Origin of the sequence: Streptomyces sp. NBC_01237 (genome assembly GCF_035917275.1) — a bacterium.
Classification (GTDB): domain Bacteria; phylum Actinomycetota; class Actinomycetes; order Streptomycetales; family Streptomycetaceae; genus Streptomyces.
The window spans coordinates 880347-896600 of the sequence record NZ_CP108508.1 but is presented as its reverse complement, the minus strand read 5'-3'; the positions used below and the strand labels follow the sequence as shown (position 1 = coordinate 896600).

General features: G+C 70.4%; 13 protein-coding genes and 1 pseudogene. 5 read left to right on the top strand and 9 right to left on the bottom strand.

Going from position 1 to position 16254, the window contains the following annotated elements; genetic code table 11:
- Positions 1 to 119 precede the first annotated feature (119 nt).
- The 4 genes from OG251_RS04055 to OG251_RS04040 form a co-directional block, all read right to left on the bottom strand.
- The gene (locus OG251_RS04055) at positions 120 to 1085 is read right to left on the bottom strand and encodes an aldo/keto reductase (RefSeq protein ID WP_326681146.1); all 966 of its coding nucleotides are present in this window, start codon (positions 1083 to 1085) and stop codon (positions 120 to 122) included.
- 165 nt (positions 1086 to 1250) lie between these two features.
- Positions 1251 to 2042 carry a class I SAM-dependent methyltransferase gene (locus OG251_RS04050; RefSeq protein WP_326675698.1) on the bottom strand — a complete coding sequence of 264 codons (792 nt, stop codon included), beginning with the start codon at positions 2040 to 2042 and terminating at the stop codon, positions 1251 to 1253.
- Between the two features lie 168 nt (positions 2043 to 2210).
- A complete protein-coding gene (locus OG251_RS04045) occupies positions 2211 to 2930 on the bottom strand; it encodes a response regulator transcription factor (protein ID WP_326675697.1) in 720 nt (239 codons plus the stop codon).
- Positions 2923 to 4245: a sensor histidine kinase gene (locus OG251_RS04040; protein ID WP_326675695.1), complete on the bottom strand. Its 1323-nt coding sequence runs from the start codon at positions 4243 to 4245 to the stop codon at positions 2923 to 2925. The genes OG251_RS04045 and OG251_RS04040 overlap by 8 nt, the downstream gene beginning before the upstream one ends.
- A gap of 378 nt (positions 4246 to 4623) precedes the next feature.
- Here OG251_RS04040 and OG251_RS04035 point away from each other — a divergent pair, with 378 nt between their 5' ends.
- Together OG251_RS04035 and OG251_RS04030 are read left to right on the top strand one after the other, a co-directional pair.
- On the top strand, positions 4624 to 5307 hold the full coding sequence (locus OG251_RS04035; RefSeq protein WP_326675694.1) for a response regulator: 684 nt from the start codon (positions 4624 to 4626) through the stop codon (positions 5305 to 5307).
- 43 nt (positions 5308 to 5350) lie between these two features.
- The gene (locus tag OG251_RS04030) at positions 5351 to 7897 is read left to right on the top strand and encodes a DUF4118 domain-containing protein (RefSeq protein ID WP_326675693.1); all 2547 of its coding nucleotides are present in this window, start codon (positions 5351 to 5353) and stop codon (positions 7895 to 7897) included.
- A 181-nt stretch (positions 7898 to 8078) separates the two neighbouring features.
- On the opposite strand, the gene OG251_RS04025 is transcribed toward OG251_RS04030, so the two are convergent.
- The gene (locus tag OG251_RS04025; protein ID WP_326675691.1) at positions 8079 to 8639 is read right to left on the bottom strand and encodes a hypothetical protein; all 561 of its coding nucleotides are present in this window, start codon (positions 8637 to 8639) and stop codon (positions 8079 to 8081) included.
- A gap of 245 nt (positions 8640 to 8884) precedes the next feature.
- Between OG251_RS04025 and OG251_RS04020 the strand changes: the two genes are divergently transcribed.
- A complete protein-coding gene (locus OG251_RS04020; RefSeq protein ID WP_326681145.1) occupies positions 8885 to 10882 on the top strand; it encodes an APC family permease in 1998 nt (665 codons plus the stop codon).
- A gap of 60 nt (positions 10883 to 10942) precedes the next feature.
- Here the strand turns inward: OG251_RS04020 and OG251_RS04015 are convergent, their stop codons facing one another.
- Positions 10943 to 11590 (bottom strand): class I SAM-dependent methyltransferase, encoded by a 648-nt coding sequence (locus OG251_RS04015; RefSeq protein ID WP_326675689.1) that lies wholly within the window; start codon positions 11588 to 11590, stop codon positions 10943 to 10945.
- Positions 11591 to 11738: 148 nt separating this feature from the next.
- Positions 11739 to 12050 (bottom strand): annotated as a pseudogene (locus tag OG251_RS04010) (response regulator transcription factor); the annotation flags it as partial.
- 401 nt (positions 12051 to 12451) lie between these two features.
- Between OG251_RS04010 and OG251_RS04005 the strand changes: the two are divergent.
- The gene (locus tag OG251_RS04005; RefSeq protein WP_326675687.1) at positions 12452 to 13132 is read left to right on the top strand and encodes an HNH endonuclease; all 681 of its coding nucleotides are present in this window, start codon (positions 12452 to 12454) and stop codon (positions 13130 to 13132) included.
- Positions 13133 to 13245: 113 nt separating this feature from the next.
- Positions 13246 to 13497: a hypothetical protein gene (locus tag OG251_RS04000; protein WP_326675686.1), complete on the top strand. Its 252-nt coding sequence runs from the start codon at positions 13246 to 13248 to the stop codon at positions 13495 to 13497.
- A 49-nt stretch (positions 13498 to 13546) separates the two neighbouring features.
- Here the strand turns inward: OG251_RS04000 and OG251_RS03995 are convergent, their stop codons facing one another.
- Both OG251_RS03995 and OG251_RS03990 read right to left on the bottom strand, forming a co-directional pair.
- Complete coding sequence (locus tag OG251_RS03995; RefSeq protein ID WP_326675685.1) at positions 13547 to 15184, bottom strand: fatty acid--CoA ligase; 1638 nt, start codon at positions 15182 to 15184, stop codon at positions 13547 to 13549.
- A 49-nt stretch (positions 15185 to 15233) separates the two neighbouring features.
- Entirely contained in the window at positions 15234 to 16202 is a 969-nt protein-coding gene (locus OG251_RS03990; RefSeq protein ID WP_326675684.1) for an esterase/lipase family protein, read from the bottom strand.
- Positions 16203 to 16254: the final 52 nt, after the last annotated feature.

Below are 16254 nucleotides of genomic sequence, written 5' to 3'. Positions count from 1 at the left end.
CGCGGCTCTCACATCGGCGCCCCGACAGAGAGACCCCCTCCGCGGGTGCGGAAGGGGTCTCGCCGAACACGGGCGGGGGCCGATCGCCCGACGGTGGTGCCGTCGGGCGGCCCGGCGGATCAGCTGTAGAAGTTGCGCTCCCACCGGTGCTTGGCCAGCACCGCGAGCTGGTCGACGGTCAGCGGGCGTCCGTCGCTCACCGCCGTGTTGCGCTCGACGTTGCGCAGGGTGCGCATTCCGGGGATGACGGTGGAGACCGCCGGTGAACTCAGGACGAACCGCAGCGCGTTCTCCGCGATCTCGTCGGGGGCGATACCGAGGTCGGCGACGATCGCGGACACCCGCTGTTCGATCTGTGCCGGGCGGTCACCGCGGAAGTAGCGGTTGCGCCAGTCGCCCTCGGGGAACGTCGTACCGGCGGTGATCCGGCCGGTGAGACCGCCCTCGTCCAGTGCCACGCGCACGATGACACCGACACCGTGTTCCGCGCAGAGCGGCAGCAGCTCGTCGGCGGGGGACTGGTCGAAGATGTTGTAGATGATCTGCAGGCTGTCCACGGAGCCGCTGCGTACGAGTTCGAGTGCGCTGTCGGGCCTGTGGTCGTTGATGGAGACGCCGAACAGTCCGATCTTTCCTTCCTTCTTCAGTTCGGTGATCGTCTCCAGCCAGTCCCCGCGGCCGACCCACTCGTCGTTCCAGACATGGAACTGCAGGACGTCGAAGTGGTCCAGGCCGGCGGCGCGCAGGCTGGTCTCCAGGCTCTCGCGGATGTGCTCGCCGGGGAAGGCGGCCGCCGGGTCCAGGCCGTCCGGTGCGGGCCATACGGCGTTCTTCGGCGGCACCTTCGTCGCGACGCGTACCCCGTCACCGGCCCGCTCGCGGACGACCCGGCCGACGATCCGCTCGCTCTCGCCGTAGCCACGGGCGGTGTCGATGAAGTTCACCCCGAGGTCGATGGCGCGGTGCAGGGCGCGTACGGATTCGTCCTCCGTGGCACCCACCCAGCCGGACTCACCGATGCCCCACGCGCCGTAACCGATCTCGGATACGGACAAACCGCTGCGTCCCAGCTCGCGGTAGCGCACAATCATCCTCCACGTCATGGTCCTTGCCCTGGCGCGGGCCGAGGCCCGCGCCAGGAATCACGTCGACGATAGGTGACCCGGGCCGCTCGGTCAGGCGGGTTTCGGAGCCCGCTGTCCTGATGACAGCCCCCGCTCCCACCCGTGCCCGTACCGGTGGCGGAGCCGTCAGCCGTTCTCGGGGGCGTGGACGCGGATCTTCGACTGGCCGTGCGGCCGGTCCTCCCAGTCCTCCATGAACCGGGCGACGAGTCCGTGTTCGGCGGCGAGGGCGATCAGGGTCTCGGTGCGGTAGTAGAAGTCCTCCCGCAGCACCGCGTGTTCGACGCCGTCGGTGCGGTCGAAGGTGAAGTCGAAGAAGCCCCCGGGCGCGAGGATGCGGCCGACGTGGGCCAGGCACTCCCCGATGACCTCGATCGGCGAGTGCGAGAACACGCTGTGCGCGTGAACCACGTCGAAATGGCCCTGCGGAAGGAAGTCCAGGGTCAGGTCATGGGTGATCGTGAGATGCGGAAGCTTGTCCTGCAGGTGGTACGTGCTGACGGTGCGCTTGGCGGAGATGAGGATGTCCGGCGAGATGTCGATCCCGTAGTAGTTCCCGGCGTCGAGGTAGTCGATGAAGCGCCAGCCGGCCCGCAGGTTGCCGCAGCCGATGTCGAGCATCCGGTGGCCGGGCTTCAGATGGTGCTCCGCCAGGTAGTCGAACTGCATCGCGCCGAGCGCGAGCCAGCGCTCATGGGTCTGGCTGCCGACGGCCGCCTCGGGGTTGCGGCTGGTGTCCGACGCCATCACCGCGCGGTAGTAGTCGACGTGGTTCGGGTGCTTGGCGCTCAGCCAGGTGTCGCGCACGGAGCGGCGCACATAGGGAGCGATGCGCGCGGGGTTGCGCAGTGCGTAGCCGATCCGGTGGGTCAGGGCGGAACGGTTCACGGCCAGGGATGCGGGGGTCTTCTTCGGCATGATGCGACTTTCGGCGTCGGGTGAAATGGGCATGGCGGGGTAGGGAGACGGCGCCCTGGGGCTCCGGGAAACGGGGAAACAGGGGAGTGGTGGAGTACGGAGAGGGAGGAGAGGGAGAGGAAGGCGGGGACGGGAGCGGGCGGGGTGCGGATCGGGGGCGGGCCGGGATCAGTCCCTGCCGCCGATGACCACCACTCCGTTCTCGTAGGCGTAGATGGCGGCCTGGGTACGGTCACGCAGCCCGAGCTTCACGAGCACCTTGCTGACATGCGTCTTGACGGTGGACTCGGTGACGAAGAGATGGCTGCCGATCTCGGTGTTGGACAGGCCCTGAGCGATCAGGGCCAGCACGCCCGTCTCCCGTTCGGTCAGCTCGGGAAGGCTGGTTCTCGCCGGTGGCCGCGGCCCGTGGTGGGGACCGCTGTCGTTCCCGGTCGCGGCCTCGGTCCCGGCGAGGCGGGTGAACTCGGTGATCAGCCGGCGGGTGGCGGACGGGGCCAGCAGGGATTCGCCCGCGGCGACGATCCGCACACCTTCCGCCAGCTGCCGTGCCGAGGCGTCCTTGAGCAGGAAGCCGCTCGCCCCGGCGCACAGCGCCTGGTACACGTACTCGTCCAGGTCGTACGTGGTGAGGATGAGCACCTTTGTGTCCGGGGTGCTCGCGACGATCTGCGCGGTGGCCTCCAGACCGTCCATCTCCGGCATCCGTACGTCCATGAGCACGACGTCCGGGCGCAGCTCGGCCACCTTGACGAGGGCTTCGAGGCCGTCCGCCGCGGTGCCCGCGATCTCGATCCCGGGCTGGGACGCCAGGAGTACGGCGAACCCCTCACGGACCATCGCCTGATCGTCCGCGATCAGTACTCTCACCGGCGGCTGCTCAGACATTCTTGATGTCCTCCTCGTCGGTGCGCGACACGTCGGGCAGGAAGGCGGTGACCTCGAAGCCGCCCTCGGCGGTCGGCCGCGCGGTGAGCCGTCCTTCGAGCATGGAGACGCGCTCGCGCATCCCCACGAGGCCGTGTCCGGCGCCCGGCGAGGCGCTTGCCGGGCGGTGTGCGGGACCGTTGACCACCCGCAGGCCCAGGCCGGTCGTCACGTAGGAGAGTTCGACGTCCACCGATGCGCCGGGCGCGTGCCGCAGGACGTTGCTGAGTGCTTCCTGCACGATCCGGTAGGCGGACAGTTCGACGCCCGGGGCCAGTACGCGCACTTTCCCGGTCACGGTCCTGGTCACCGCGGACCCCGATGTGCGCACCCCGGCGATCACCGTGTCGAGGCGGGCGAGGGTGGGCTGGGGCGCCCTGCTCCCGGTACCGGTCGCAGGTTCCGAGTCCGCCCTGATGACGCCCAGGATCCGGCGCATCTCGGCGAGTGCGAGGACGGCGTTCTCGCGCAGGGTGGCGAAGGTTTCCGTCAGCTCGGGCGGGGGGTTCTTCACACGGTACTGCGCGGCCTCCGCCTGAATCGCGACGACCGACATGTGGTGCGCCACGACATCGTGGAGTTCACGGGCGATGGCGGTGCGTTCCTCCAGCCCGGCCCGCCGGTCGCGCTCGTCCTGGGCGGCCGAGGTCTGCTCGGCGGCGCGTCGTCCCGCGCGCAGCCAGCCGCTCAGCAGCACGGTGACGACCGCGGCGAGAGCGAGGACGAGGAGGGATACGGGGGCGGGGACGGCCAGGCTCCCCTCACCCCCGAGAACGACGGCACCGGTGATCAGCCACATCCAGGCGGCACCCCCGGGACGCAGCCGCATCGTGGCGACCATGAGCACCAGCGGGCAGGTGACGTGGATGAGGAGGAAACCCGAGCCGCCGAGGCCCGCCAGGTCGAACGAACCCACTACGAGCGCGAGCAGCGTCAGCAACCAGGCCGTCACCGGCATCAGCAGGGTCAGCATGACGGGCCCGCCGATCAGGAGGAGGCCCGGTATTCCCGCCGCCGGGCTCACGAACCGCAGCGACACCAGTACGGCCACCAGGGCGAGCGCGCAGACCGCGAGGTGCGGGGCCCACCGGGCGGAGTGCTCCAGCCCGGACGGCAGCAGCGCGCGGGCCCGGCTCAGAGCGGGTGACTCGTTCAGCGGGGGGAGGGGGCGGACGGCGAACGCGTGACGGCAGAGGTCGTCGCGCAGGGCGGCGAACGCCGGTGCCGGGATGCCGCGCCCACCACTCTTCGTACCGCTGGGTGTATCGCGCACCATGTCCGCCGTCCGAGGGGGGTCGAGTTGATCGGGTTTCACAAGGAAGACGCTAAAAGATGCTGGTGGCCGGGGCATCAGTCGTAGGTCCCGTTGCCCGATCTCATACTCACGACCTACGCGGACGGCACCTCGGTACCGGCTCCGGCGGTGTGCGCCGACGGCCCGGGTGCCGGAGAGGTGTCGGACGGCCGGGGCGTAAGAGAGGCGTCAAAGGAGCGCCGGTGTACGTCAGGGAGGCGTCAACGCGGGGCGGGTCCGCCGGGTGAGGGGGTTTCCTCAGGGAGTCCGTTCAGCCCCTCCTCCGCTCAGGAACGTGCGAGGGCAGGCCGTCGCGCCGGGGCTGGCTCAGCACCTCGATGACAGGAAGGCGGCACGCCGATGACCCGGGTGCTCGTGGTGGAGGACGAGCCACAGCTGGTCCGGGCCCTGGAGATCAACCTGAAGGCGCGCAGGTACGAGGTGGACACGGCGCCCGACGGGGCCACGGCGCTCCGGCTGGCCGCCGCCCACCACCCGGACGCGATCCTGCTGGACCTCGGTCTGCCCGACATGGACGGACTCGACGTTCTGAGGAACCTTCGCCGCTGGATCCGGGTGCCGGTGCTCGTGGTCTCCGCCCGCCAGGCCTCCGACGAGAAGATCGAGGCGCTGGACGCGGGGGCCGACGACTATGTCACCAAGCCCTTCGCCATCGACGAACTTCTCGCCAGGCTGAGGGCCGCGATCCGTCGCGCGGTGACCGTCACGACGGCCGAGGAGGAGGTGATCGTCACCACCGACGAGTTCACCGTCGACCTCGCCGCGAAGAAGGTGCACCGGGGCGGCCACGACGTCCGGCTCACCCCGACGGAATGGCATCTGCTGGACGTACTGATCCGCAACCCCGGCCGGCTCGTCAGCCAGGTTCAGCTGCTCCAGGAGGTCTGGGGGCCGTCCTACCGGACCCAGACCAATTACCTCCGCGTCTACATGGCCCAGTTACGGCGCAAACTCGAAGCGAACCCGGCGCACCCCCGGCATCTCATCACCGAGCCCGGCATGGGATACCGCTTCGAGAAGTGATGCCTCCACCCACACTGTCCCGACCGGAAGAGAACCGAGAACCATGGCGCGCGGCAAGCTTCGGATCTATCTGGGTGCGGCACCCGGTGTCGGTAAGACGTACGCGATGTTGTCGGAGGCTCATCGTCGGGTGGAGCGGGGTACGGACTGTGTGGTGGCGTTCGTGGAGCATCATGGGCGGCCGCGTACGGAGGTGATGCTGCACGGTCTGGAGCAGGTGCGGCGCAGTGAGATCGAGTACCGTTCGGCGGTTTTTACCGAGATGGATGTCGATGCGGTGCTGGAGCGGGCTCCGGCGGTGGCGTTGGTGGATGAGCTGGCGCATACGAATGTGCCGGGTTCGCGTCATGCGAAGCGGTGGCAGGACGTGGAGGAGCTGCTGCGGGCGGGTGTCGATGTGATATCGACGGTGAATATCCAGCATCTGGAGTCGCTGGGTGATGTGGTGGAGTCGATCACGGGGGTGCGGCAGCGGGAGACGGTGCCGGACGAGGTGGTGCGGCGGGCGGATCAGATCGAGCTGGTGGACATGTCGCCGCAGGCGTTGCGGCGGCGGATGGCGCACGGGAATATTTATCAGCCGGACAAGCTGGACGCGGCGTTGTCGAATTATTTCCGTCCGGGGAATCTGACGGCTCTGCGTGAGCTGGCGTTGTTGTGGGTCGCGGACCGGGTGGATGAGTATCTGCAGCAGTACCGGGGTGAGCACAACATCCGTTCGACGTGGCAGGCGCGTGAGCGGATCGTGGTGGGGCTGACGGGGGGTCCGGAGGGGCGGACGCTGATCCGTCGTGCGTCGCGGATGGCGGCGAAGGGGTCGGGCAGTGAGATTCTCGCGGTGTATATCGCGCGGAGTGATGGTCTGACGGCGGCGTCGCCGAAGGAGCTGACGGTCCAGCGGACGTTGGTGGAGGATCTCGGGGGGACGTTTCATCATGTGATCGGTGATGACATACCCGCGGCTCTTCTGGAGTTCGCGCGGGGGGTGAATGCCACGCAGATCGTTCTGGGTTCCAGCCGGCGCAAGACGTGGCAGTACATCTATGGTCCCGGTGTCGGGTCGACCGTCGCGCGTGACTCCGGCCCCGACCTCGATGTCCATATCGTCACGCACGAGGAAGTCGCCAAGGGGCGTGGTCTGCCCATCGCCCGTGGTGCCCGGCTGGGCCGTGCCCGCATCATCTGGGGCTGGCTCGTCGGCGTCGCAGGACCCGCCCTGCTGACCACCCTGCTCACAAGCTTTCAGCCGGGCCCGGGACTCGCCAACGACGTGCTGCTGTTCCTGTCGCTCACGGTGGCCGCGGCGCTCCTCGGTGGTGTGCGGCCCGCGCTCGCCTCCGCGGCGGTGGGCTCACTGCTGCTGAACTACTACTTCACTCCGCCCATCCATACGCTGACCGTCTCCGACCCGAAGAACATCGTCGCGATCGTGATCTTCTTCGCGGTCGCGGTGGCGGTCGCCTCCGTGGTGGATCTGGCGGCCCGCCGCACCCATCAGGCGGCCCGGCTGCGTGCCGAGTCGGAGATCCTCTCCTTCCTCGCGGGCAGCGTCCTGCGCGGCGAGACCAGTCTGGAGGCGTTGCTGGAACGGGTCCGGGAGACCTTCGCCATGGATTCCGCGGTGCTGCTGGAGCGGGGCAGCGACGTCGAACCGTGGACCTGTGCGGGCAGCGTGGGAAACGCCCACCGGGTCGAACAGCCCGAGGACGCCGACGTGGACGTACCGGTCGGCGACCACATGGCGCTCGCCCTGTCCGGCCGCGTCCTGCCTGCCGAGGACCGCAGGGTACTGGCCGCGTTCGCCGCGCAGGCCGTCGTCGTCCTGGACCGCCGGCGCCTGGTCAGCGCGGCCGAGGCAGCCCGCACCCTCGCCGAGAGCAACCGCATACGCACCGCGCTCCTCGCCGCCGTCAGCCACGATCTGCGCACCCCGCTGGCCGCCATCAAGGCCGCCGTCAGCTCGCTGCGCTCCGACGACGTCGCCTGGTCGGAGGAGGACGAGGCCGAACTCCTCGAGGGCATCGAAGCCGGTGCCGACCGCCTCGACCATCTGATCGGCAACCTCCTGGACATGTCCCGCCTCCAGACCGGCACCGTCACCCCGCTGATCCGCGAGACGGATCTCGACGAAGTCATCCCGATGGCACTGGCCGGGGTGCCGGACGACAGTGTCGAACTGGACATCCCTGAGTCGCTGCCGATGGTCGCCGTCGATCGCGGCCTGCTGGAACGGGCAGCGGCCAACGTCGTGGAGAACGCCGTCAAGTACAGCCCCGGCGGAGAAGCGGTCCTGGTGTCGGCCAGCGCGCTCGGCACCCGGGTCGAACTGCGCGTCGTGGACCGGGGCCGCGGGGTTCCGGACGAGGGCAAGGAACGGATCTTCGAGCCCTTCCAGCGGTACGGCGACGCTCCGCGCGGCGCCGGGGTCGGCCTCGGTCTCGCCGTCGCCCGCGGCTTCGTGGAGGCCATGGGCGGCACACTCGACGCCGAGGACACCCCCGGCGGCGGCCTGACCATGGTGCTCACCCTCCGGATCGCGGACGGGCGCCCACCCACGCGGCCCGACCTCCCGGCCCAGGCCACCTCGTGACCAACGGCTGATCACGGGACGCCGCGCGGCCCACCGTCCGGAGCGGGCCGCCCTCCTCGGCGAGCGGCACCGGACCCGTGGGGACGACAGGACGACCCACCGGGCGAGCCGCCCGCCGACCACCGGGGACGACGGAACAGCCGGGGGCGGCGGAACAGCCGGGGGGACGGCGGAACGACCCCTACTCGTCGAAACGCGAGATCTTGAAGATCGTCAGGGCGGTCGCCCCGTCGATCTGCCGTGACAACTCCAGCAGCGCCGACTCCCCGTACCGCAGCCGCCCGCGCGCCTGCGAGACACGGGCCGCCGCGTCCACCTGATGCCACAGCGCGGGATTCGAGGCCAGCACCCGCGGATCCAGCTCGGCCCGGCCCCCGTCCTCGTCGCAGATGACGAGCCGTCGCACCACCTCGCCGGACCATCGCGCCGAGACCAGCCGGTCGGTCCGTACCCGCTGTCTGCGCAGTGGCCCGCGCGACTCCAGCCAGTTCTCGCCCGCGGCCACCCGTGGGGGCAGCAGGATCACGAACAGCAGCAGCGCCAGCCCGGACCACAGAACCGCGCGGGGTGCCGTCAGTGTGCCGTCGCCCGCGTCGACGGTGACCAGCAGCCCGAGCAACAGCACCGCGCAACCGCACGCCGCCCGGAATTCCCCCGGCCAGTAACTGTCGTGGACCGCGCCGGGTGTCGCGGGATCTCCGGCGGGCGTCCGGGTACGGCCCGGTGTGATGCGTCGATGCATGAGGCGACATTAGGAACGCCACCCCTCGATCCGGCACGGTCTGACGTGACTTTGACGCGGTGGCCGCCCGTCTTGACGGAGGTCTGATACGGCGGGCCCCCATCGGTGCGCAGACACGCGCTGCCGGGAGTGTGCGCACTACGCCGAATGCTCCACCGCTTCCGGGGTCCCCACGCGCGGCGACTTACGCTCGCCCTGTGTTCAACGTGCCGGAACTCCTCAAGCGCCTGGTGATCGGCCGGGCCATGCGCAGCGAGGAACTGGGCGAGACGCTGCTCACCAAGCGGCTGGCCCTGCCGATCTTCGCCTCCGACCCGCTGTCCTCGGTGGCCTACGCCACCCAGGAGATCCTGCTCGTGCTCACGCTCGGGGGCCTGGCGTACCTCCACTTCACCCCATGGATCGCGGCCTCCGTCGTGGCGCTGATGACGGTGGTGGTGCTCTCCTACCGTCAGGTCGTGCACGCCTACCCGAGCGGTGGCGGTTCGTACGAGGTGGCCTCGACGAACCTGGGACCGTCGGCCGGACTGGTGGTCGCCGCCTCGCTGATGGTCGACTACGTCATGACCGTGGCCGTGTCCGTGGCGTCCGGGGTGGACAACATCATCTCGGCGCTGCCCGCGCTGGTCGACTACCGGGTGCCGATGGCGCTGGTCTTCGTCGCGCTGCTGACCGCGATGAACCTGCGCGGTGTGCGCGAGTCGGGCCACATGTTCGCCGCTCCCACGTATCTGTTCATCGGCGGCGTGCTGATCATGGTCGCCACCGGCCTGCTCCGCTATGTGCTCGGCGACGCACCGGTGTCGGAGAGCGCGGCGTACGGCATCAGGCCGGAGGCCGGGGAATCCGACCTCATGGGGCTGGCCCTGGTGATGCTGGTCCTGCGGGCGTTCTCCAGCGGCTGTACGGCCCTGACGGGTGTGGAGGCGATCTCCAACGGCGTGCCCGCGTTCCGCCGCCCCAAGTCGAAGAACGCCGCGACCACCCTGGCCGCGATGGGCCTCATCGCGATCACCATGTTCGTCGGCGTCACCACACTCGCGCTGATCGCCAAGGTGCACATCACCGACAACGCCTGCCGGCTGACGGGCCTCGGCGGCGACTGCGAGGGCCACACCCAGCGCACCGTCATCGCCCAGGTCGCCGCCGCCGTCTTCGGCGGCGACAGCGTCGGTTTCTACTTCATCCAGGCGGCCACCGCCCTGGTCCTGATCCTGGCCGCGAACACCGCGTACAACGGCTTTCCGCTGCTCACCTCGATCCTCGCCCAGCACCGTTACCTGCCGCACCAGTTGCACAACCGGGGTGACCGGCTGGCCTTCTCCAACGGCATCCTGGCGCTGGCCGTGGTCGCCGGACTGCTGCTGTGGGGCTTCAAGGCGAATGTGACGAGCCTGATCCACCTCTACATCCTCGGCGTGTTCACCTCCTTCACGCTCTCCCAGTCCGGCATGGTCCGGCACTGGAACCGTGAACTGCGCACCGAGACCGACCTCGTCGTACGACGCCGGCACCACCTGGCCCGCACCATCAACGCCACCGGAGCGGTCGTCACGGGGCTGGTCCTGGTCATCGTGCTGGCCACCAAGTTCACCCAGGGCGCCTGGCTCGCCGTGCTGGCCGCCGGGGTGCTGTGGCTGCTGATGCGGGCCGTCCGCCGCCACTACGACAGTGTCGCCGCCGAGCTGGAAGTCACCGACCCGCACAGCGAACTCGCCCCTCCATCAAGAGTGTTCGCGATCGTGCTGGTCTCCACGCCGCACAAGCCGACCCTGCGTGCCCTGGCCTACGCCCGAGCCTTCCGGCCGTACCAGCTGGAGGCCCTGACCGTCGCGGTCGACCCCGAGGCACTGGCGGACCTCCAGCACAAGTGGCAGGAGTACGACATCCAGGTGCCGTTGAAGGTCATCAGTTCCCCGTACCGCGAGATCACCAGGCCGGTCGTGCTGTACGTCCGCTCGATCCGGCGCGCCGGTCCGCGCGATGTCGTGGCGGTGTTCATCCCCGAGTACGTCGTCGGCCACTGGTGGGAGAACGCGCTGCACAACCAGTCGGCGCTGTGGCTGAAGAGCCGTCTGCTCTTCACGCCGGGCGTGATGGTGATCAGTGTGCCGTGGCAGCTGCACTCCTCCCGCCACGCCAACCATCCGGCAGTACGGGCGCCGGGCGCCGTACGCCGCGGCGAACCCGCCCCGCCCGGCCAGTCGGCCGGGAAGCCGGTCGGCCACGACCGGCCGACGTGAACCCGCCCCGCCCCGCCTCGGGGGGCCGGGCAGGGGCCGTGACCGGCCGGTGCCGGTATGTCAGAGGCGACGGCAGTGCAGGAACAGCTGCGGCTCGGGCTCGCCCGCCGGGTGGGCGGGGGTGAAGAGGCTGTCCTGCTGCCACTGGACCGCGAACCCGGCCCGCACCACCAGCGCGGTGAACTCCTCCGCGCCGAAACTGGTCACCCGCACGGGCCGGCCCATGAAGACGACGCCGGCATCCTCCACGTCCAGCGGCACCGTCGCCACGACCAGCCGACCTCCCGGCCTCAGCGACCGGCCGAGCTTGCTCAGCAGCCGGGACTGGTCCTCGCGGGACATCTGGAGCAGTGAGAAGTACGCGCAGACGGCATCGAAGCCCTCTTCCTCCGCGTCCGTCCCGGGCAGCGGCAGCGTACGGATGTCGGCGCACCGGAAGGCCGCGCCGGGCACCTGCCGGGCCGCGATCTCCGTCATGACGGGCGACACATCGACACCGAGCACCTCATGGCCCGCGTCCGCGAGGGTCTGTGCGGTCGGCCGCCCCGTACCGCAGCCCACGTCCAGGACCCGGCTGCCGGGCGCGAGGTCCTCCAGCAGCCGGTGGAGCGAGGCGTGGTGGGCGGCCGAGTGGGCGAAGGCCCGTTCGTAGTCGGCCCCCAGCGAGTCGAACGCCGCTGCGGCCGAGAGGTGGCGGTCCTCATCCATGAAGTCGGTCCTTCCCTTGCCCGGCGGTTCCCCGGGATCGTCGCATCATTCCCGGCGGCCCTCAACGTCCACGCGGCAGTCGACGCCCATCGGGACACCCGCCGTCCGCACCGGAGAACCGGCTGACCTGTCGGGAGACCCGCTGCCGTCACCGGGCGGCGGGCGGCCGGGGCGGTGTCACGCGGACGAGACCCGTCCGGTAGGCGATGACCACCAACTGGGCCCGGTCCCGGGAGTGCAGCTTGGACATGGCCCGGTGGACATGGGTGCGTACGGTCAGCGGGCTCAGGTGCATCGGCCCGGCGATCTCGGTGTTCGAAAGCCCCTCGGCCGCCTGCGCCATGACTTCGCGTTCGCGTGCGGTCAGTACGGCCAGGTCCTCCGGCGCCGAGAGCTCCGGCTCGGGACGGGCGAGATAGCGGCTGATGAGCGAACGGATCGCGACGGGCGAGAGGAGGGACGGCTTCCGGCGTGAGCGCGGAGCCGCCCGGCGGCGAGCAGCGCCACCCAGATCAGGACGACGAGTCGCCGTTTCCGGAAGGACAGACGGCCTAGCCGGTAGAGGAAGGTAGCCACGAAGGAGGCGCTCCAGACTGGATCGTGCGACGGGACGGTGGTGCTGCGCCCTCCGGGCCGGAGCCCGCGACGAGGCGGGGCGGATCCGGGACCGGGGGAGTACCGCAATCCTTCGTGACGGGGGGCGTCACGTCGTCGTGCACGTGCAGGCCGTTGTCCGTACTGCCCCTGCCGTACACGCCGGGCGCGGGCGCATGACCCTCCGCGGTGAACTTCCGCCCCCGCGCGGGTGAGTCAGCGGTTTCGGGACCCGCCCACGGTCCGGCACCCGCTATCCAGAGGGACATGATCACGAACTGGTGCCGCGGTGCCGGCGCCCTCACCCTCGTCGGCGTCCTGGCTCTCGCCCTCCCCGCCTTCGGCCCGCCCTCGCCCGCCCGTGCCGCCGGGGTCACCACGCTGGCGGACGCCGTGGGCAAGGTCCCCGTCGTCCCGGAACACAGCGGCGGCTTCACACCCGGTGCGTTCCCTCACTGGAACGCGGGCCAGGACCCCGAGGACGGCTGCGACACCCGGGGCGAGGTGCTGCTGGAGGAGGCGATCGAGGAGCCGAGGACCGGCGCCGGATGCGTGCTGTCGGGCGGCAGATGGCGGTCGAACTACGACGGTCAGGAGACCACCGAGCCCGGTGCCCTGCAAGTCGTCCACACCGTGCAGCTCGCCGAGGCATGGGGATCGGGGGCGTCGAAGTGGACCGCGGCCCGGCGTGAGGCGTACGCCAACGACCAGGGCGCGAGCACCTCGTTGACCGCGATCACGGCCCGTACCGCCAAGCAGCGCGGCGACCGCGACCCGGCCGACTGGCTGCCGCCGGTGCCGGCGGAGCACTGCCGCTACATCGCCGAATGGGTGGCGACCAAGCTGCGGTGGCGGCTCGACGCCGACACCGACGAGCACGAAGCGCTCAAGGTCTTCGCCGAGGGGCCCTGCGAGGACACCATCGTTCAGCACGTGACAGTGCCGTAGCGGCCGCGAGGGGCAGCCGGCTTACTGCCCCGTTCGAGTTCTGAGTAGGTGACAACCGGCGGCTGAGTATCTTCTCCGATTCGCCGTGGGCCGCCAACTGGTGGGATGACGGCATGAACAACGACTCCGAAGCGCCGCGGCACCCGCGCATCCAGCACGTCACCACCGCCGGAACCGCCCTGGCCGTGACGCTGCTCCCGCTCGTGGTCGGAGTCCTGCTGGCCAGGACGATGGCGGCGGACCCCATGACGTCGGTGAACGCGCTGGTCACCAACGGCGGCCATCGGGTCCGTGTGCCGCCGAAGGAGTGGCGCCGCTGCGGCAGGCACGCGCTGCGGCGGTGGAGGACCGCCGAGCGCGTCTGACGGAACACCCCGTCGCGGGCTGCGGACCCCGGCCGTGCGCGAGGCCCGGCTACACCACCGCCGACGGCGACAGCCGCTCGACGGGAAGCTCGTCCTGTGCGTACCGGCGGCGCAGTTCCTTCTTGTCGAACTTGCCGACGCTGGTCCTGGGGATCTCCGGCAGGGCCGACCAGCGCTCCGGGAGCTGCCAGCGGGCGACCCGGTCACCGAGGTGGGCACGCAGCCCGGTGTAGTCGCCCGCCTCCCCGGCCCAGACCACCACGGCGAGCGGGCGCTCGTCCCACCGGTCGTCCGGGACGCCGATCACCGCCGCCTCCCGGACCGCGGGGTGGGCCATCAGATGGTTCTCCAGCTCGACCGACGAGATCCACTCACCGCCCGACTTGATGACGTCCTTCGCCCGGTCCGTCAGGCGCAGATAGCCGTCGGAGGTGAGGGTGCCGAGGTCGCCGGTACGCAGCCAGCCACCGTTGAACTTGTCGGACGGCGCCCCGACGAGGTGGTACGAGCCGGTCACCCACGGGCCCCGGACCTCGACCTCTCCCACCGTCGCACCGTCGTTCGCCAGAACCGTGCCGTCCTCACGGGTGAGCCGGAGTTCGACCCCCGCCGGGGGCCGGCCGGCCGTGGAGCGGTAGAGCATGGCCCCTTCCGGGGAGCGGACATGATGCGGCGCCCTGGCGACCGTACCGAGCGGTGAGGTCTCGGTCATGCCCCAGGCGGCGACGACCCGTACGCCGTGCCGCTCCTCGAAGCCGGTCATCAGCGACGGCGGGCAGGCCGCACCGCCGACCAGGACCTCGCGCAGCGAGGACATGTCGCCGCCGTGCGTGTCGAGGTGGGCCAGCAGCGCCGCCCAGACGGTGGGCACGGCGGCGGCCGTGTGCGGCTTCTCGGCGGCGATGAACCCGGCCAGCGGTTCGGCCTGGAGATGGGGGCCGGGCAGGAGGAGGGAGGCGCCGGCCATGAAGGCGGCGTACGGCATTCCCCAGGCCATGGCGTGGAACATCGGCACGACGGCGAGGGCGCGCTTCGTGTCGTCCAGGCAGAGGGCTTCCGGCATGCACACCTGCATGGAGTGCAGATAGATCGAACGGTGGGAGTAGACAACTCCCTTGGGATCGCCGGTGGTTCCGGAGGTGTAGCACATCGCGGCAGCCGCGTCCTCGTCGATCTCCGGCCAGTCGAAGTCCCTCGGTGCGCAGGCGAGCAGTTCCTCGTAGCGGTGGACCCGTACTCCGGGGAGGTGCGGCAGCGGTCCCTCGCCCACGACGACGAGGTGCCCGACAGCGGGCAGTCCGGGCAGCAGTGGGGCGATCAGCGGAACCAGGCTCGCGTCCGCCAGGACGACGCGGTCCTCGGCATGACGGGCGATGTGCCGCAACTGATCGGCGGGCAGCCGCAGATTGAGCGTGTGGAGCACGGCGCCCATGGAGGGGATGGCGAGATACGCCTCCAGGTGTTCCTGGTTGTTCCACATCAGGGTGGCCACCCGCTGGTCGCCGGTGACGCCGAGGCCGCGCAGTGCGGCCGCCAGCCTGGTCGCCCTGAGAGCGACTTCCGCGTAGGTGGCGCGCCGGGCCGCCCCGCCCGTCCAGGTGACCGCCTCGCTGCGGCCGTGCACGGTGGCGCCGTGACGCAGCAGGGTGGTCACGGTCAGGGGATGACGCTGCATGGTGCTGAGCACAGGGGTCTCCTGGTGAACGGGAAGGGCGGCTACGGGCGTTGCGGCGGTGTCACGGGAGGATGCGGCAGCCCGTCCTGGTGGCGTTGGCCGGATCGAGGACGTTCATCACCTCGTGCAGCACCTCGGAGTCGACCTGCATCGTGGCGTGCTGGGCCAGGTCGTACCAGCACATGTCCTGGGTGTAGAGGTTGCGGACGTTCGGCCCCTGGAGGAACTGCGAAGCGACCGGTGTCACGATGTAGTCGAGCTTCGTGGAGATCACGGTGTACTCGACGCCGGGCGCGGTGTCCCCGCCCGCGTTGACCTTCTGCAGGAACGCCGAACCGGGGGTCTGGTCCAGGCAGCCGGGGCACCAGCTCTCCAACAGCGCCTCCGGTGCGCCCTTGATGCTCTGCAACAGGGTGGCGAGGCCGGACAGGGTGGTGCCGTGGCTGGTCGGAGCGAGCGCGATGTACCTCTCGGTCTTCTCCGCCCCGCCCAGGAACTTCTGGTAGTAGCGCGGCAGCAGCCCGCCCTGGGAGTGCCCGACCATGTCGATCTTCGAAGCGCCGGTCGCTGCGAGAACACCGTCGACGAAGGTCTTCAGCTCGGCGGCCGACCGCTCCATCGGGGCGATCGCGGCCAGCGCCGGGATGTTGGGCATCCGGCCGTACGTCGGCGCGAACACGCAATAGCCCCTGGCCTTCAGCAGCGGGGCCAGCTCGATCCAGTTCAGGGTGCCGGTCACAAAGGTGCCGTGCACCAGGACGACCGGGCGCGGGTGTGCGGCGCCCGGCTTGCAGTTCCAGTCGTTCGCGCCGGGCAGCGCGACCGCCTGCAGCGCCTTGGCCGCGTCGATCGCACCTCCGGCGTCGGCGGTGGACGCGGCAGCGGTGGTGGTGGGGGTCGTGGGGGTGGGGGAAGCGGTGGGGGTGGCTGCCGCGGCGTGGGTGGCGCCGAGGCCGGCGGTGATGAGGATCCCGGCCGCGCACAGAGCCGCGGCGCGTCCCGTGCGCCGAAGCCGGATGCGGATGGACATGATGCCCTCCCGGATGTCGTCGACCCGGCGGCTCCGGGTCGGCGCACATGGC